The 17,136-nt window shown below is 61.2% G+C and carries 18 protein-coding genes; 4 read left to right on the top strand and 14 right to left on the bottom strand.

Annotated elements, in window-relative coordinates; translation table 11 throughout:
- Positions 1-113 precede the first annotated feature (113 nt).
- The gene (locus ACZ1HH_RS01460; protein WP_472637105.1) at positions 114-1,532 is read left to right on the top strand and encodes a multicopper oxidase family protein; all 1,419 of its coding nucleotides are present in this window, start codon (positions 114-116) and stop codon (positions 1,530-1,532) included.
- 68 nt (positions 1,533-1,600) lie between these two features.
- Here ACZ1HH_RS01460 and ACZ1HH_RS01455 read toward each other — a convergent pair whose 3' ends face one another.
- From ACZ1HH_RS01455 to ACZ1HH_RS01445, 3 genes are all read right to left on the bottom strand, one after another.
- The gene (locus ACZ1HH_RS01455; RefSeq protein WP_472637104.1) at positions 1,601-2,932 is read right to left on the bottom strand and encodes a replication-associated recombination protein A; all 1,332 of its coding nucleotides are present in this window, start codon (positions 2,930-2,932) and stop codon (positions 1,601-1,603) included.
- A gap of 1 nt (position 2,933) precedes the next feature.
- Positions 2,934-4,331, bottom strand: a complete 1,398-nt coding sequence (locus tag ACZ1HH_RS01450) for a trypsin-like peptidase domain-containing protein (RefSeq protein WP_472637103.1) — start codon at positions 4,329-4,331, stop codon at positions 2,934-2,936.
- A gap of 196 nt (positions 4,332-4,527) precedes the next feature.
- Positions 4,528-5,622, bottom strand: coding sequence for a 3-deoxy-7-phosphoheptulonate synthase (locus tag ACZ1HH_RS01445; protein WP_472637102.1), 1,095 nt, complete (start codon positions 5,620-5,622; stop codon positions 4,528-4,530).
- Between the two features lie 358 nt (positions 5,623-5,980).
- Here ACZ1HH_RS01445 and ACZ1HH_RS01440 point away from each other — a divergent pair, with 358 nt between their 5' ends.
- Entirely contained in the window at positions 5,981-7,378 is a 1,398-nt protein-coding gene (locus ACZ1HH_RS01440) for an MATE family efflux transporter (protein ID WP_472637101.1), read from the top strand.
- Here the strand turns inward: ACZ1HH_RS01440 and ACZ1HH_RS01435 are convergent.
- Complete coding sequence (locus ACZ1HH_RS01435; protein WP_472637100.1) at positions 7,365-8,018, bottom strand: YitT family protein; 654 nt, start codon at positions 8,016-8,018, stop codon at positions 7,365-7,367. The two genes, ACZ1HH_RS01440 and ACZ1HH_RS01435, sit on opposite strands and share 14 nt — an antisense overlap.
- 163 nt (positions 8,019-8,181) lie before the next feature.
- Between ACZ1HH_RS01435 and ACZ1HH_RS01430 the strand changes: the two genes are divergently transcribed.
- Both ACZ1HH_RS01430 and ACZ1HH_RS01425 read left to right on the top strand, forming a co-directional pair.
- On the top strand, positions 8,182-9,081 hold the full coding sequence (locus tag ACZ1HH_RS01430; RefSeq protein WP_472637099.1) for an NAD-dependent epimerase/dehydratase family protein: 900 nt from the start codon (positions 8,182-8,184) through the stop codon (positions 9,079-9,081).
- A 78-nt stretch (positions 9,082-9,159) separates the two neighbouring features.
- Positions 9,160-9,498, top strand: coding sequence for a zinc ribbon domain-containing protein YjdM (locus tag ACZ1HH_RS01425; RefSeq protein ID WP_011537631.1), 339 nt, complete (start codon positions 9,160-9,162; stop codon positions 9,496-9,498).
- A 15-nt stretch (positions 9,499-9,513) separates the two neighbouring features.
- Here the strand turns inward: ACZ1HH_RS01425 and ACZ1HH_RS01420 are convergent, their stop codons facing one another.
- The 10 genes from ACZ1HH_RS01420 to rpmD all read right to left on the bottom strand — a co-directional run bounded on the left by ACZ1HH_RS01420 (position 9,514) and on the right by rpmD (position 17,135).
- The gene (locus ACZ1HH_RS01420) at positions 9,514-10,422 is read right to left on the bottom strand and encodes a hypothetical protein (protein ID WP_487320338.1); all 909 of its coding nucleotides are present in this window, start codon (positions 10,420-10,422) and stop codon (positions 9,514-9,516) included.
- A gap of 120 nt (positions 10,423-10,542) precedes the next feature.
- The gene (gene rplQ, locus ACZ1HH_RS01415; RefSeq protein ID WP_011537629.1) at positions 10,543-10,968 is read right to left on the bottom strand and encodes a 50S ribosomal protein L17; all 426 of its coding nucleotides are present in this window, start codon (positions 10,966-10,968) and stop codon (positions 10,543-10,545) included.
- Between the two features lie 146 nt (positions 10,969-11,114).
- Positions 11,115-12,131: a DNA-directed RNA polymerase subunit alpha gene (locus ACZ1HH_RS01410; protein WP_011537628.1), complete on the bottom strand. Its 1,017-nt coding sequence runs from the start codon at positions 12,129-12,131 to the stop codon at positions 11,115-11,117.
- Positions 12,132-12,244: 113 nt separating this feature from the next.
- The gene (rpsK, locus tag ACZ1HH_RS01405; protein ID WP_011537627.1) at positions 12,245-12,634 is read right to left on the bottom strand and encodes a 30S ribosomal protein S11; all 390 of its coding nucleotides are present in this window, start codon (positions 12,632-12,634) and stop codon (positions 12,245-12,247) included.
- 16 nt (positions 12,635-12,650) lie between these two features.
- The gene (gene rpsM / locus ACZ1HH_RS01400) at positions 12,651-13,019 is read right to left on the bottom strand and encodes a 30S ribosomal protein S13 (RefSeq protein ID WP_011537626.1); all 369 of its coding nucleotides are present in this window, start codon (positions 13,017-13,019) and stop codon (positions 12,651-12,653) included.
- 408 nt (positions 13,020-13,427) lie between these two features.
- The gene (locus ACZ1HH_RS01395; protein WP_011537625.1) at positions 13,428-14,009 is read right to left on the bottom strand and encodes an adenylate kinase; all 582 of its coding nucleotides are present in this window, start codon (positions 14,007-14,009) and stop codon (positions 13,428-13,430) included.
- Positions 14,006-15,370, bottom strand: coding sequence for a preprotein translocase subunit SecY (secY, locus tag ACZ1HH_RS01390; protein WP_416367801.1), 1,365 nt, complete (start codon positions 15,368-15,370; stop codon positions 14,006-14,008). Before secY ends, ACZ1HH_RS01395 begins: the two co-directional genes overlap by 4 nt.
- Positions 15,371-15,480: 110 nt before the next feature.
- Positions 15,481-15,951 (bottom strand): 50S ribosomal protein L15, encoded by a 471-nt coding sequence (rplO, locus tag ACZ1HH_RS01385; protein WP_011537623.1) that lies wholly within the window; start codon positions 15,949-15,951, stop codon positions 15,481-15,483.
- Positions 15,952-16,506: 555 nt separating this feature from the next.
- Positions 16,507-16,722 carry a DUF1127 domain-containing protein gene (locus tag ACZ1HH_RS01380; protein ID WP_472637096.1) on the bottom strand — a complete coding sequence of 72 codons (216 nt, stop codon included), beginning with the start codon at positions 16,720-16,722 and terminating at the stop codon, positions 16,507-16,509.
- A 224-nt stretch (positions 16,723-16,946) separates the two neighbouring features.
- Entirely contained in the window at positions 16,947-17,135 is a 189-nt protein-coding gene (rpmD, locus tag ACZ1HH_RS01375) for a 50S ribosomal protein L30 (RefSeq protein WP_011537621.1), read from the bottom strand.
- Between the last annotated feature and the right edge of the window lies 1 nt (position 17,136).

Below are 17,136 nucleotides of genomic sequence, written 5' to 3'. Positions count from 1 at the left end.
CGACCGGCTCCCCGCTGAACTCTTCACAAATGCGACAGCTTCCAGTGGGTGGAAGTCTTGCCCCCGCGCGGCCGCCCACTAGGGTTATCGCATCGAAATCCAAAAGGTGTGTCATGAACCCCAGCCGTCGCCATGTCCTTGCAGGCCTCACCGCATGTGCCAGCCTGCCCGCCCTGCCCCGCTTTGCACAGGCCAGCGTTGCACAGGTCAGCACAGAGGCAAACGCGGGATCAGCGGCGCATCGTCTGACCCTCGCCCCGGCCCGCCAGCAGATTGCACCCACCGACTATCCCGCCACAGATCTGTGGTGCGTCAACGGCACAATGCCGGGCGAGACCCTGCGCCGGACACAGGGCGCGCGTCTGGTGGTTGAGGTCGACAACCAGCTCCCCCAGGCCACAAGCCTCCATTGGCACGGCATCCGCATCGACAACGCCATGGACGGGGTGCCGGGCGTCACCCAGGATCCGATCCAGCCCGGCACGCGCTTCACCTATGACTTCGCCCTGCCCGATGCGGGCACATATTGGTATCATTCCCACGCGCAATCGGTGGAGCAGGTCGAACGTGGCCTGCAAGGCGCATTGATCATCGAAGAACCCGACGCGCCCGACGTGGATCAGGACCTGCCGCTGGTGATCGACGACCTGCGCGTCACAGCCGAGGCGGCGATAGATGCAAATTTCGCCGTGCCGCACGATCTGTCACACGCCGGGCGCATGGGGAACATCCTGCTTTGCAATGGCAAAATGGTTGCCGATCATCCCGTCAAAACCGGAGACCGCTTGCGCCTGCGCCTCATCAACAGCGCCAATGCGCGTATCTTCACCCTCGGCCTGCAGGGCCTCGAGGGCTGGGTGATGGCCTATGACGGGATGCCGCTTGCCACCCCTGAGGCGCTGCCGGACCGGCTCCTGCTTGCCCCCGCCCAGCGCGTCGACCTCTTTGTGGATGTGACCGCAGCCGCAGGCGAAGACGCCTTCCTTGTGCAGTTTGAACGCGATGGTGGCTACGAGCTTGCGCGCTTCCCGGTGGCTTCCGGCACCCGCGCCCGCCGCCCCGCGCCCAGCGCTCTGCCCCCCAATCCCGATTTCCCGATCGACCTCCCGTCCGCGCGCAGCGTCGATCTCATCACCGAGGGCGGCGCGATGGCGTGGCTCAGCGGCGCCAGGTTCAAGGGCGAGGAACTCTCCGGTCAGGATCTCGCCCAATTGGGGCAGTTCTGGGCGTTCAACGGCAGCGCCGGCCGCCCGCCTGAGCCCCTTGTGACCGCGCGCCTCGGCGAGACCATCCGCATCCGCATGGTCAACGACACTCGCTTTCCGCATGCGATGCACCTCCATGGCATGCATTTCTCCGAGGTCCGTGCGGACGGCAGCCTCGGCCCCCTGCGCGACACACTCCTGATGCTGCAGGGAGAGACCCGCGTGATCGCTTTTCAGGCGCACAACCCGGGCGACTGGCTCTTTCACTGCCACATGCTGTCGCATCACGCCGCGGGCATGGGCACATGGGTGCGCGTCACAGCCTGACGCCGCCCATTCTTCTAACAGAAAATATCCCCGCCGGAGGCTTTCAGGTTTTGTCCGCAAAACCTGATTTACTCTCCTTGGCGCTGGATGCGTTTCTTGGCAAAGAATTCCGTGCGCTTGCGCAGCTCGCGCTCAAACCCGCGCTCCACCGGCTGATAAAGCACAGGGCGTTTGACCCCGTCGGGAAAATAATTCTGCCCCGAAAACCCATCCTCGGCATCATGGTCGTAGTCATAACCCTTGCCATAGCCCTGCTCCGCCATCAGCTTGGTCGGCGCATTGAGGATATGTTTGGGTGGCGACATCGACCCGGTCTCCTTGGCCAGACGCCGCGCCGCCTTATAGGCCATGTAGCCCGCGTTGGTCTTGGGCGCGAGCGCGAGGTAGATCACCGCCTGCGCCAGCGCCAATTCCCCCTCGGGCGAGCCTAGCCGCTCATAGGCCTCCCAGGCCTGAAGACAGATCGCCTGCGCCTGCGGGTCCGCAAGCGCAATATCCTCCACCGCCATCCGGGTCAGACGCCGGGCGAGGTATTTGGGGTCCTCGCCCCCCTCCAGCATCCGCGCAAACCAATAAAGGGCCGCATCCGGGTCCGAGCCGCGCACCGATTTATGCAGCGCCGAGATGAGGTTATAATGCTCATCGCCGGATTTGTCGTATTTCGCCGCCCGCCGCATCAACCGCGTCGCCAGCGCCTCGCGGCCCAGCGGCTGGTCGACCTTCCAGGCCGCGACCTGCTCGATCAGATTCAAAAGCGCCCGCCCGTCGCCATCGGCCATCTGATGCAGCGCATCGCGCGCCTCGGGCAACAGCGGCAAGCGGCGCTCCAGCGCCTGTTCCGCGCGCTGCGTCAGCCGCTCCAGATCCGCAAGGCTCAGGCGTTCCAGCACCAGAACCTGCGCGCGCGACAACACCGCGGCATTGAGTTCAAAGCTCGGGTTCTCCGTGGTGGCCCCCACCAGAAGGATGGTGCCATCCTCCATATGCGGCAGGAACCCGTCCTGCTGGGCCTTGTTGAAACGGTGGATCTCATCCACGAACAAGAGCGTGCCCTGCCCGTTCTGGCGCCGGATCTTGGCCGCCTCGAACACTTTCTTCAAATCCGGCACACCGGTAAAGATCGCCGAGATCTGCACAAAATGCAGATCCGTCTCCTGCGCCAAGAGCCGCGCGATGGTGGTCTTCCCGACACCCGGCGGTCCCCAGAAAATGAGCGACGAGAGGCTCCCGGAGGCCAGCATCACCCCCAAAGGCGCCTCTGCACCCAGCACCTGGTCCTGCCCGATCACCTCTGCCAGGGTTCGGGGCCGCAACCGATCCGCGAGCGGGCGCGGGGCATCACTGGCCCCGCTCTGCGCCGCCCGAGCGCCCGCCTCCTCGCTGTCAAAGAGATCCGCCATGTCAGAGCCGGAACCGCAGAGACACGCGCTGGCCCTGACGCATCAGGTCCATCCGCATCCAGCGGTCACTGCTCATCAGGAGATTTGCCACATCTTCGGGGGCCTCAACCGCCTCGCCGTTGATCGCAAGAATCAAATCCCCCGCGCGCACGCCGCCGCGTCCGGCATAGGGGCCGGGGTCCATCACCACAACACCCTCGGTCGATAGCGGTAGCTGCATCTTGGTGATGACCTGCGGGTTCACCCGTCCCACCACCAGACCCGGCATCGGGGTGCGCTCGTTCAGCGTGATCGGATCGGCGGCGGGGGTGTCAGGCGCTTCGATCAAGGCGACCTCGACAGTATCCGTCCTGCCCTGACGCACCCGCGTCACCGCGCTGGTGCCGCCCAGCTCCGCCACCGACAGGCGAAAGGCCATCTCCGAGGGCGAGTTCACCGGCTCACCGTCTACGGCCAGCACCACATCGCCAACCTCAAAGCCCGCCTCGACAAAGGGGCTCTGGGGGTGGAGCTCTGAAATCAGCATGCCATCCACCTGACCAAGGCCCAGCGCTTCTGCCAGATCGGAGTCCACCGGCTGGCCGGTCATCCCCGCCCAGGGGCGTTGAAACTCCTCTGCACCGGTCCGCGCCTGTCGCACAAATTCGCGCACCAGATTGGCCGGAATGGCAAAGCCAATCCCGTTGGAGCCACCCGAACGGCTAAGGATCCGCGTGTTGATCCCGATGAGATCGCCATTCACATCAATCAGCGCCCCACCAGAGTTGCCAGGATTGATCGGCGCATCAGTCTGGATGTAATAGCCAAAGCCCTGCCCGCCGCCGGTACCGGTGCGCGCAAGGCCCGAGATAATGCCCGAGGACACCGTCTGGCCGACCCCGAACGGGTTGCCGATGGCCAGTGTCAGCTCGCCCACCTCGACCTCATCACTGTTGCGCAATCCCAGATGCGGCAGCCCTTCGGCATCTTGCAGTTGCAGGATCGCCAGATCGGAGGCCTGATCTGCGAGGATCACCTCGGCCTGATATTCACGGCGGTCGTTGGTCACCACGCGAATATCCGACGCCTCGCCCACGACGTGATAGTTGGAGACCACGATGCCATCTTCGGAGAGGATTACACCAGAGCCGAGCGAGTTCTGCACCCTTGGGCGCGGCTGGGCAAACTGGCGAAAGAAATCATCAAAGAAAGGATCATCGGCAAACGGACTGCGCGCACGGTCCTGACGGATGATCTTGGCATAGATATTCACCACGGCGGGCGCGGCCTCTTTGACCAAGGGCGCGAACCCCAGCGAGATCTCGGTCTGGCTCTGCGGGATCTTGGTCTCTGCTAGTGACGCAAGCGGCAGAGCAGTTGCGAGGGCAATCGTCAGGGGAAGGGCGAGACTGCGGATCATGGGGCCTCCGGGACGTGATTTTGGTCCTGATGATATGCGAAGGCGCGCAGGGGATTGCAAGCCGCTGCTGCACAACAGCACAAAGGCGGCTAAGGGGCGCTGCCCCTCCTGACCTGCGGTCAGTTCACCCCGGGATATTTTGGTTAGAAGATGAAGGGGGCGGCGGTGCACCGCCCCGTTTCGTTTTGATCCGAGCTCAACCCGCCAGGCGGGCGCCCTGCGTGCGGCGTGTTTTGACCGCCTGGGCCAGTTTGCGCAGCTCGGCCTCGGTTTGCTCCCAGCCGATGCAGCCGTCGGTGATCGACTGACCATAGGTGAGTTTCGACAGGTCCCCGTCCTTGGGCAGATCCTGACGACCGTGTTCGAGGTGGCTTTCGATCATGATGCCGGTGATGCGGGTCTCACCCTGTGCCATCTGGCCGGCCACATCCGAGAGCACCTCGGGCTGTTTGGCGGGATCCTTGGCAGAGTTGGCGTGGCTTGCGTCGATCATCACCTGCGGACGGATGCCATCGGCTTCGGCCTTTTTGCAGGCTGAATCCACGCTCTCTGCATCAAAGTTGGTGCCGCCACCGCCGCGCAGGATGATGTGGCAATCCGGGTTTCCGGCCGTCGCCGCAATCGCCGCGAGACCCGAGGGGGCCAGCGCCATGAAATGATGCGGTGTGGCCGCAGAGCGCACCGCGTCAATGGCGATCTGCACATTGCCGCGGGTGCCGTTCTTGAAGCCCACCGGGCAGCTCAGGCCCGAAGCCATTTCGCGGTGGATCTGGCTCTCGGTGGTGCGGGCGCCAATCGCGGCCCAGCTCACCAGATCACTGATGTATTGCGGCACAGAGGCATCGAGGAATTCGGTCCCCACGGGCAGGCCCATTTCGCTCAGATCGAGGCAGAGCTTTCGGGCGACCGACAACCCCTTGTTGATGCGGAAAGACCCATCAAGGTTGGGGTCGTTGATCAGCCCCTTCCAGCCCGCGATGGTGCGCGGTTTTTCAAAGTAGACCCGCATCACGATCTCAAGCGCATCGCCCAGCTCGGCGCGCAACGGCGCAAGACGGCGCGCATAGTCCAGCGCGGCCTCCGGGTCGTGGATCGAACAGGGGCCGACCACGACGACCAGCCGGTCGTCGGCGCCATGCAGGATCTTCTGGATGCTGGCGCGCGCCGAGAGCACGGTTTCGCGCGCGGCATCTGTCAGCGGGTGTTTCACCGCGAGGGCTTCGGGGCAGATCAGTTCCTGCATGTCGGTGATGCGCAGATCATGGGTCGGTGTCTGAGAGAGGGTGGTCATCGGGCGGTTCCTTGGGCGGGGGCCCCGCGTGGACCTCTGGGCAACAAAAAACCGCCCTCGGTCCCGGGGCGGTTTGGTGTGGTATTCGGCTGTTTCTGTCAGTTCAATTCAGAAACGCAAAGACCCTCCGTCCGCCATGTGGCGCGGATAAAAGTAATACCAGAACTGAGCGAACTGTTGGGTCATGGGCCGGACGCTAGCCGAGATTCGCCAGCCTGTCGATCCCCCAAATCAAGCGGAGCGTCATCGGGCCAGACCTCAAAACACAAGGCGCGGGGTTTATACTTCTGTGTCAGGCGCTTAGTTAAGGGTGGCGGAGGCTCCGCACCGAGTCCAACCCGATCCGAGGAGATCTCCGATGGAACAGGCCAAGTTTCTCAAGGGCAACCTGCTGCGCCATATCACGGTGATGTCGCTCACCTCCTCGGTGGGGTTGATGGCGGTATTTGCGGTGGATTTCATCGACATGGTGTTCATCGCCATGCTCGGCAAAGAAGAGCTGGCCGCGGCGGTGGGCTATGCGGGCGCCATCCTGTTTTTCACCACCTCCTTCAACATCGGGATCGCCATTGCCGCGGGCGCCCTTGTAGCGCGGGCGCTGGGGGCCGGGGAGTCCGTTCTGGCCCGCCAGCAAGCCTCTAACGCATTGATCTGGGGCGGGATTTTCTCAGCCATATTTGCGCTGGTGATCTGGTTCAACCTCGCCTCGCTGGTGGCGCTTTTGGGGGCAAAGGGGCGCGCGCTCGATCTGGCGGTGGCCTATCTGCAGATCATCGTGCCGACGCTGCCGCTCTTGCTGATGGGGATGGCCGGAGGCGCGATCCTGCGCGCCCATGGCGATGCCCGACGCGCCATGATGGCGACCATTGCAGGTGGCGTGGTCAATGCGGCGCTCGATCCGATCCTGATCTTCGGCTTTGATCTGGAGCTGATCGGTGCCGCCTGGGCCAGTGCCGCCTCGCGCGTTGCGGTTGCGGTCTTTGCCCTTGGGCCGATCTTTCGCCACCACGGCGGATTGGAGCGCCCGCCGTTTGCGCTCTTTGTGGCCGGGCTTGCGCCGATCTTTGCGATATCCTTTCCCGCGATCCTGACACAGCTTGCCACGCCCGTGGGACAGGCCTTTGTCACCCGCGCGATGGCGGAGTTTGGTGAGGAGGCCGTGGCGGGCATGGCCGTGATTGCGCGGATGTCACCGCTGGCCTTTGGCACCATCTTTGCGCTCTCGGGGGCGATTGGCCCTATCGTGGGGCAGAACTATGGAGCGGGGAATTTTGACCGCGTGCGGCGCGCGTTCTGGGACGCGCTCCTGTTCACGGGGCTCTTTGTGGTGGCTGTGACCGCGATCCTCTTTGTGTTGCGCGCCCCTATTGCGGCGCTGTTTGATGCGCAAGGGACCGCGCTCTCGCTGATCTACCTCTTTTGCGGCCCGCTTGCGCTGGCGTTTTTCTTCAACGGGGCGATTTTTGTCGCCAATGCCAGCTTTAACAACCTCGGCCATCCGTTTCATTCCACATGGCTTAACTGGGGGCGGCATACCATCGGGACCATTCCTCTGGTCTGGATCGGGGCGCATTTCTTTGGCGCCCCGGGCGCGCTGATCGGTCAGGCCGTTGGCGGCGTGATTTTTGGGCTTTTTGCGATCTGGCTTGCACGGCGGGTGATCGCAGACGTCGAGGCGCGCGGCGGCGCCCCCAAGGGTCCCGGCCTGTTCCAGCGTCAGGCGCGCCAGATCATCCTGGCCTTCAGTCGTCGCTAGCGCCCTTTGGGGCCGCGCGCCCGTATCCGGGGCGGCCGGTGCCGCTCTGGGCAACGTCAAAGTTCCACACGATGCAGAGGTTGGTGAACATCGCCCCGACAAAGGAATAGATCAGCTGCTCGGGCGACAGCACCAGAGCCGAGACCGCAAAAACGCAGGCATCAACGCCAAGCTGAAACCAGCCCGCCTTAAAGCCGGTGCGGTGTTCGATGATGATCCCGAGGATCGTCATCCCCCCCGCCGAAGCGTTGTGGCGAAAGATCGCAATGAGTCCCGCCCCGCTACAGGCTCCGCCCAAAAGCGCTGCAATCCCAATGTGCAGCGTGTCAAAGCTCAGGTACATTGGCAGGATCTGCGCCCCGGCAGAGATCCCCAGCACCACGAGGACCGTGCGCAGGGCAAAGACCGCGCCCCGTTTGACCCACGCCAGCACCAGAAACGGCAGACCGATCATAAAAAACAACGGCCCAAAGCCGAGAGGCAGCACATAGGACAACAAGAGCGCAATGCCTGCCGTCTGTCCCGTCACCAGCCCTGCCGCCTTGAGGAACACCACCCCGAGCGAGCACATCAATACCCCAAACACCAACCCTTGAAGATCAAACAGGGTCAGGAGGGGTTTGGTCTGCGGGGTGCTCATCAGCGGTCTCCTTGAGGCTGTGTTCCCGTGATAAGCCGCTGCAGGACATAAAACAATCGCCGAGGCCGCCGGGGTGCTCGGCTGAGACGGCAAAGATCACGTAAGCGTGCACTGGACCACAGCGCCGTTACCGCTATCCTCGCTTCAAAGAGAGGAGGCCATCATGCGTATTCTGTTCACCGGAGGCTCTGGCAAAGCTGGACGCCATGTCATCGCCTATCTGCTGGCGCAGGGGCATCGGGTCGTCAATGTGGATCTCACCCCGCTCGATCTGCCCGGTGTGGACAACCGCATCGCGGATATGACCGATGCGGGTCAGATGCATGACGTGATGCACGCCTGGGCCGGATATGACGAGATGGAACGGCATCAGAGCCCGCCGCCCTTTGACGCGGTGGTGCATTTTGCAGCCATCCCGCGCCTGTTGATGCGGTCGGACAATGAGTGCTACCGGATCAACACCGTGGGCACCTACAATGTGATCGACGCCGCCCTGAAGGCGGGGGTGCGCAAGGTGATCTTTGCCTCGTCCGAGACCACATATGGCATCTGTTTTGCCGGGGGCGAGCGCAAGCCCGAGTATCTGCCGATCGACGAAGCACACCCGGTGGTGCCCGAAGACGCCTATGCAATGTCCAAGGTGGCCAATGAACAGGCGGCGCTAAGCTTTCAACGCCGTAGCGGCGCCGACATCTATGGGCTGCGCATCAACAACGTGATCGAACCCCATGAATACAAGGCGAACTTCCCAGCCTATATGGCCGATCCCGAACTCAGACGGCGCAATATCTTTGCCTATATCGACGCCCGCGACCTCGGCCAGATGGTGCAGCGCTGTCTGGACGCCGACGGGCTTGGCTATGAGATCTTCAACGTCGCCAATGAGGACCATTCGGTGAACCTCAGCACCTTGGAGATCATCAGTCACTACTATCGCGGCATCCCCAAGGCCGAGATGGGCGAGACGGAGACCTTCTATTCCATCGAGAAAGCAAAGCGGATGCTGGGATTTGCGCCGGAGCACAATTGGCGAATGTACCTCAATGATCCGCGCGAGGCCTGATCACCGGGACGACCAGAGAATAGAACCTGGACTGAAATAACCCTGTGCGCGGCGCGCATGGGGCGCTAAAGACGGGACATGACAGATAGCTTGCCCCCCTGCCCCGAATGCGGCTCCGTTTATGCTTATGCAATGGACGCGCTGCTTGTGTGCCCCGAGTGCGGCCACGAATGGTCCGCCGAGACCGCCTCAGACGCGCCGGTGGTGCGCGACAGCGTCGGCAACGTGCTGAGCGATGGCGACACCGTGACGGTGATCAAGGACCTCAAGGTCAAAGGCTCCTCCTCTGTGGTCAAAGTCGGCACCAAGGTGCGCGGCATCCGCTTGGTGGACGGAGATCACGACATCGACTGCAAAGTGCCCGGCATCGGCCAGATGGGCCTCAAGAGCCAATTTGTGAAAAAAGCGGCGGAGTAGCGCGCATCGCGGCGGCTACTCGCAGGTCAACCCACCTCCGGCCTTCATGAGCGCCGAGAAATCACCCTGAAATCGGGCACTGTCCCAGTATTCCTCGTCGGGAATGAGGGATTGCGACGGGCTTGCGAAAGGCTGTGGGAAGCGACCGGCAACGGTTGCAGCACGAAGCCCCGATCTGAGGCAAAGCGCAACGGACTCGGGACAGGTGGCCGCGCAATATTTGCTCAATGGCTCCAGAGAAGGAATCTCCTCCACCTTGGCCAAGCGGGACGCATCCGAGAGACTGGTGAGCGGCTCTAGCAACCCTTCAAGTGCAAGCCGCCCGCGCAGCTCGTCCACTCGCCATTGGTCAATATCTCCTTTCAGGAAGGCCAGCATTTGCGCCCCATCGGGTCCGAGATCGTGACTGCTCGCTTCGATCCGTTGCAGAACGCTATCCTCTTCGCCCCGAGACCACGCTTCAAGCATCATATTGATTGCGGCTTTGGCCTCGCCGTGGTCCCAAAGGATTTCGACAGCTTGTCCTGCGTCCATCGCATCCGGGGTTCTGTTCAATGTCCAAAGCGCCTCTGCAAGTTCAGAAGAAGACCGCGCCTCTGTCAGCCAATCCTTGCCAGACAATCCCTGTTCCTTGCGCAGCAAGGCGATGCGCTCGCGACGCGGCAAATCTGCCGTCACATGCTGATGTGTAAGCTCCGATGCGGCGATCCGTGACAAAAGTATTTGGGCAGCGGTGTTGCCTTGCCTTGCCAGAACACCAAGAGCTTTAAGTGCCTTGGTGTCGCTTCCGGCCAACCAATCCTCGCGTGCAGAGAGGTATGCGGCATCTTCTTGCCCTGCGACAGTTTCTGAACCAGCAGGGAGCGCCCCTGCGAGGCTCAGACCCAGTATGAACGCGGCCTTCGTGATAATCTGATTAAACATGCCTTGCCCAAAAATGTACCTTGAGCGGATGTTAGCTGCCAAGGTCGGGTCCGAAAAGCAAAAACCCCCGCCCTGTTGCCAGAGCGGGGGAAAGTCAGACGGTCAGATGACCGCGAGATCTTATTCTTCGTCTTCGACAGCTTCGATTTCTGCCAGACGGGCCTTGTCGGCTGCGCCTTTGGCGGAAACGTCGCGGTCAACGAATTCGATGATCGCCATAGGCGCCATGTCACCGTAACGGAAACCGGCCTTCAGGATGCGGACGTAACCGCCCTGACGATCCTTGTAGCGCGGGCCCAGAACGTCGAACAGTTTTGCAACGTCCTTGTCTTCTTTCAGCTTGGACGCGGCCTGACGGCGAGCGTGCAGGTCGCCGCGCTTTGCCAGCGTGATCATCTTTTCGATGATCGGACGCAGTTCTTTTGCTTTGGGAAGGGTCGTCTTGATCTGTTCGTGTTCGATCAGCGAGCCAGCCATGTTGGAGAACAGGGCCTTACGGTGCTCGTGAGTACGGTTCAGGCGGCGATAACCACGTGCGTGACGCATTTTTGATATCCTTTAACTTGCGTTTTGCTTTGTCAGGCAGCTGATGCGTGTCGGCTGCTCACCTTGGGGCGGGAGGCCCGGATTTTCCCCGGCAGTTCCGGGAATTTTGAAGGGGGCCTTAGCCCCCCTCGGATCGAAAGTCCAGCTTAGAAGCTGTCTTCGAATTTCTTGGCCAGCTCTTCGATGTTGTCCGGCGGCCAGTCCTCAACGTCCATACCGAGGTGCAGACCCATGCCAGACAGCACTTCCTTGATCTCGTTCAAGGACTTGCGGCCGAAGTTCGGGGTGCGGAGCATCTCGGCTTCGGTTTTCTGGATCAGATCGCCGATATAGACGATGTTGTCGTTCTTGAGGCAGTTTGCCGAACGCACGGACAGTTCCAGCTCGTCCACTTTCTTGAGGAGAAGCGGGTTGAACTCGAGACCATCGTCCTCGTCCTGACGACCTGCGGATTCCGGCTCGTCGAAGTTCACGAAGATCGACAGCTGGTCCTGAAGGATGCGGGCCGCAAAAGCCAGCGCGTCTTCGGGGGTGATGGAGCCGTCGGTGTCAACTTTGAGGGTCAGCTTGTCATAGTCCAGAACCTGACCTTCGCGGGTCGGCTGCACGTCGTAAGAGACCTTCTTGACCGGGGAATAGATCGCGTCGATCGGAATAAGACCAATCGGTGCGTCCTCGGGCTTGTTCTTCTCGGCAGAGACATAGCCTTTGCCGGTGTTGACAGTGAGTTCCATGAACAGATCCGCACCATCGTCGAGGTGGCAGATGACGTGCTCGCGGTTCAGAACTTCGATGCCAGCGGTTTCGGCAATGTCGCCTGCGGTGACGACGGCCGGACCTTTGGCATTGATCGACAGGCGCTTGGGCCCTTCGACTTCCATGCGCAGGGAGACCTGCTTGAGGTTCAGGATGATGTCTGTGACGTCTTCACGAACACCGGCCACGGAGGAAAACTCGTGCAGCACGTTGTCGATCTGAACGGATGTGATGGCCGCGCCTTGCAGCGAGCTCATCAGGATGCGGCGCAGCGCGTTGCCGAGCGTCAGACCAAAGCCACGCTCCAGCGGTTCCGCAACGAGCGTTGCCTGACGTGCCGGATCATTGCCCGGTTTCACCTCAAGCTGCGTGGGCTTGATCAATTCTGCCCAATTCTTATGGATCATGCGTTCCCTCCATTCCTGTCTGAACCCCATGTCCAAAGGATCAGACGCCCGAGGTTTCAAATGACGAACTGAGGCCCTGTCCAAGACAAGGCCTCAGTCAAAGATTGTGTCGCTTAGACGCGGCGGCGCTTCGGCGGGCGGCAGCCGTTGTGTGCGATCGGGGTCACATCACGGATGTTGGTGATGTTGAAACCGATTGCGGCCAGCGCGCGCAGGGCGGATTCACGACCCGAACCGGGGCCTTGAACCTCGACCTCGAGGGTCTTTACGCCGTGATCCTGTGCCTTGCGGCCTGCGTCTTCTGCAGCCATCTGCGCGGCATAGGGCGTGGACTTACGGGAGCCCTTGAAGCCCATGGTGCCAGCGGAGGACCAGGAAATCGCGTTGCCCTGAACGTCAGAGATCAGGATCTTGGTGTTGTTGAACGAGGAGTTCACATGGGCAACGCCCGATGCAATGTTCTTACGCTCTTTACGCTTCGTGCGGGTTTTATCGCGTGCCATCTGTCAGGACCCTCCCTTACTTCTTCTTACCAGCAATGGCCTTTGCGGGGCCTTTGCGAGTACGAGCGTTGGTGTGGGTACGCTGACCACGAACCGGCAGGTTGCGACGGTGGCGCAGGCCACGGTAGCAGCCCAGGTCCATCAGGCGCTTGATGTTCATCTGCACTTCACGACGCAGGTCACCTTCAACGGTGTAGGTGGCGTCGATGTGTTCGCGGATGGCCAGAACTTCTGCGTCGGAGAGTTCGTTCACACGACGGGTTGCGTCGATGTTCACGGCCTCACAGATAGCTTTGGCGGATGCAGGGCCGATACCCGTGATATAAGTCAGGGCGATCGGAACCCGTTTGGCGGTCGGGATGTTAACGCCGGCAATACGTGCCACGTGTCACTTTCCTTTTTGGTTGCGGTTCCGTAGCTCCAGAACCTTTTTTCACAACACTCAACCAGTTGGCATGGGCCAAAGGGTCTCGGATGTATCGAGGTAATCAGGTGGACAACGCAAATTGCCCGCCTGGAATGATTCCCAGCAGGGATGTCGGTTGGTATGTGGATTTGACCTATGGGTCAACCCTGAAACCAGCATCAACTGGCACGGGCTGAAGTTCCTGTTGCGTCAATCCCGTATCGCCCATCCTGAGGCGCGCCGCAATGCATAATCTCTGGGCAATTCGACCCTGCGCGCCTCTCTTGGCCCACCCCTGCGCCCTGCCCTGCGTCCAAAACAAAACAGGCCGCCCAAGGGCAGCCTGTCTGGTCTATTTCATGCACCGCGTGAACGCGACGGGCGCGATCAGTCGCCCAGAATCCAAGCGATGGATTTCTGTACTTCGTCGATGGAGGCCATGCCGTCCAGACGCTGCAGATTGCCCTTGGCCCAGTAATAGCCGATGAGCGGCGAGGTCTTCTTGTAGTATTCCATCAGCCGGATACGGACCGAGTCCTCATTGTCATCGGCGCGCGCTTCCTTGCCCGCAGCGCGGGCCTCTTCGGCGCGGTTGACGATGCGCTTCACGAGCACCTCGTCATCCACCTGCATCTCGATCACCGCATCAAGCTTCAGGCCCATTTCGGTCAGGAGCTTCTCGAGCGCGTCTGCCTGCGCGAGGGTGCGTGGGAAGCCGTCAAAGATGAAGCCGCCCTCGGAGCCTTCTTGCAGACGCTCGCGAATGAGACCGATCACGATCTGATCCGTGACGAGCTTGCCCTCGGCCATGATCGCCGCGACCTTCTTGCCCATCTCGGAGCCGGAGGACTGCGCCGCGCGCAGCATGTCCCCGGTGGAGAGCTGGGTCATGTTGCGGGTCTTGACCAGGTGGCTGGCCTGCGTTCCCTTGCCCGCGCCGGGCGGGCCCAGAAGAATAATATTGGTCATCGACGAGACGGTCCCCGTTTGGTGCGTTTCTTGTTCCGACCGCGCAGCTGGCTCTTCTCAATGAGGCCTTCGTACTGATGCGCGAGAAGATGGCTCTGTACCTGCTGGATCGTGTCCATGGTCACAGAGACCACAATCAGAACCGAGGTGCCGCCAAAGTAAACCGGAATTGCGAAATTGTTGCGCAAAATCTCAGGCAGCAAGCACACCAGCGCGAGATAGGCAGAGCCGAGGACGAGGACGCGGTTCACCACATATTCGATGTATTCCGCGGTCTTCTTGCCGGGGCGGATGCCGGGCACAAAGCCGTTCTGGTTCTTCAGGTTCTGCGCCACGTCATCCGGCTTGAAGGAGACGTTGAAGGTGTAGAAATACGCAAAGAACACGATCATCGCCGTAAAGAATAGCAGATAGAGCGGCTGACCGGGGCCGAAGTTGGCCAGGAGCCAGCTCATCACCGGGCTCGAAGCAGAGCCCTGGCTGAAGGTGGAGATCGTGGTCGGCAGCAAGAGCAGTGAGGAGGCAAAGATCGCAGGGATCACGCCCGCCGGGTTGACCTTGACAGGCAGGTGCGAAGAGCCGCCGTCATAGACTTTCATACCCACCTGGCGACGCGGATACTGAATGTGGATCTTGCGCAGCGCACGCTCCATGAAGACCACAAACATGATCACCGCAACCACCATCACGATCACAGCAATGATCACGGCCGGAGAAATCGCACCAGAGCGGCCAGAGGCAAAGAACTGTGCAATGGCGGCGGGGATTTCGGCGATGATGCCGACGAAGATGATCAGCGAGATACCGTTGCCGATGCCGCGATTGGTGATCTGCTCACCCAGCCACATCAGGAACATGGTGCCGCCCACCAGCGTGATCATGCACGACAGGCGGAAATAGAGACCCGGATCAAACGCCATATCCCCGGCTTCCAGCGATGCTGCGAGGCCATAGGCCTGAGCGGTTGCCAGCAGGACGGTGCCGTAACGGGTGTATTGGTTGATCTTCTTGCGGCCCTGCTCGCCCTCTTTCTTGAGCTGTTCGAGCGCGGGCACCATCGAGGTCAGCAACTGCACGATAATGGAGGCCGAGATATAGGGCATGATGCCGAGGGCAAAAATACCCATGCGGCCCAAAGCGCCCCCAGTAAACATCGACACCATGCCGCCAATGCCTTGCCCGGCGGTGTCCATGAACTGGCGCAATGCATCGGCGTCGATCCCCGGAACGGGAATCCAAGTGCCCAAACGATAGACAATCAAAAGTCCAATCGTAAACAGGATGCGGTTGCGCAGATCCGTGGCCTTGCCGAGCGCTGCCCAGCTGGTGTTCGCCGCCATTTGTTCTGCTGCTGATACCATAAAAGGAGTCTCTTCTTGCGAAAACGCCGCCCGGAACCGTTTTCCGGCTCGGACGGCGTATGGGAAAACTGATGACTTATGTAAGCGGCTTACGCGCCGCTCACAAGCCGTTACTCAGCTGCGGCCTCAGATGCCACGGTCAGGGCGCCGCCTGCCTTGGAAACTGCCTCAACGGCAGACTTGGAGGCACCGGTCACAGCGATGGTCGCCTTGGCGGTGAATTCACCCTTCGCCAGCACGCGAATGCCGTCGAGCTTGCGACGGACGAGGCCGGATGCCACGAGGCTGTCTTCGGTGATCGAAGCTGCGTCGAGCTTGCCTGCGTCGATGAATTTCTGGATCAGCCCGAGGTTCACAACAGCGTATTTCTTCGCGTTGGGCTTGTTGAAGCCACGCTTGGGCAGACGCTGGTAGAGCGGCATCTGGCCACCTTCGTAGCCATTGATCGCCACACCGGAACGGGACTTCTGACCTTTGATACCGCGGCCACCCATTTTACCTTTGCCGGAGCCCGGACCACGGCCAACGCGGGTCCGTTTCGGGGATGCACCTGGGTTGTCGCGCAGTTCATTGAGTTTCATATCGCTTCTCCTAAAGCCGGAAGTGACCCCATGAAGCGAGCAGGGTCAGACACGGCATTTCTTGGTTTTGATTCTTGCGGCACAGATAGCCACCGGGGGCGTATAGACGGGATGCACAGCAGGATCAAGGTTTGACTTGCCCCACGCGGAGCGGACGGCAACAATGCCGTATCGGGCCGCAGGGCCCCTGCCCTGCCGCCATTCGTCTCTATCGATGTCTTTGGCTGCTGGTGCGTCCCGTTAAAGGTGGCGGCGCCGCCGGTTCGGAATGGGTTCAGAGGCGTCACCCTCCAAGAAGAACAGATATCTGACCTTGCAGCCCCGGACGTCACTCCGGGGCCCCGTTTTCCGGGGTGGACCTGCATGCCACCGCAGGCCCGCGTGTTGCGCAACACGCCGAACACGATGCCTGATCGAGCTGAAAATCTCCTCACCAGAGCGTACGCCCCCCGCGCAACAAAAACGCCCCCACGATGTGGAGGCGCTCTTGATGGGCCATGGCTCCCCGAGGGAGGAGGAAGGGAACCTGGCCGAAAAGTCCTGTCAGACGCGCGATCAGGCGCCGTAGACGTGGCTGCGGGCCAGGTCTGCAATGTCGCAGCGGCGCACACCGATATCGGCCAGGTCGCGATCCGTGAGGGAGGCCAGCTCGTTATAGGTGCTCTTGTATTCCTTGTAGAGCGCCCAGGAGCTGCGGGCCTGCTCGATGGCGTCGCGCAGGCGTGCCACAAAAGAGGAAGATGCGATGTTTGTGTTCAGTACATGTGCCATGTGTTTTGGTCCTTATCTCTAGCCGGGACGGGTTTCCGCGGCTCTTGTTGTCTCTGTTCAATTCCTTTGACACTTGCGAAGATAAGGCAGCTTGTTGGCGCTAACAACTGACGGTTCGGAACACCCGCTATGCCGCAGATGCATAGAACGCGCGCTCTCCCCTGACGAAAAAACGCCCCCGGATTTCTCCGCGGGCGTTTTCAAAGTCTTGTCGACAAAGAGGCTTAGTCGCGCTCTTCGACGATTTCCACCAGATGCGGGATCTTGTTGACCATGCCGCGCACGGAAGGGGTATCTTCCAGTTCGCGGGTCTTGTGCATCTTGTTCAGGCCCAGACCGATCAGGGTTGCGCGCTGTTCGGCGGGGCGACGGATCGGCGAGCCGATCTGTTTCACGACGATGGTTTTAGCCATG

It is taken from the genome of Epibacterium sp. HA2-3 (assembly GCF_055693725.2).
The sequence above is the reverse complement of the archived record's forward strand: the minus strand, read 5'-3'. Positions and strand labels throughout refer to the sequence as shown.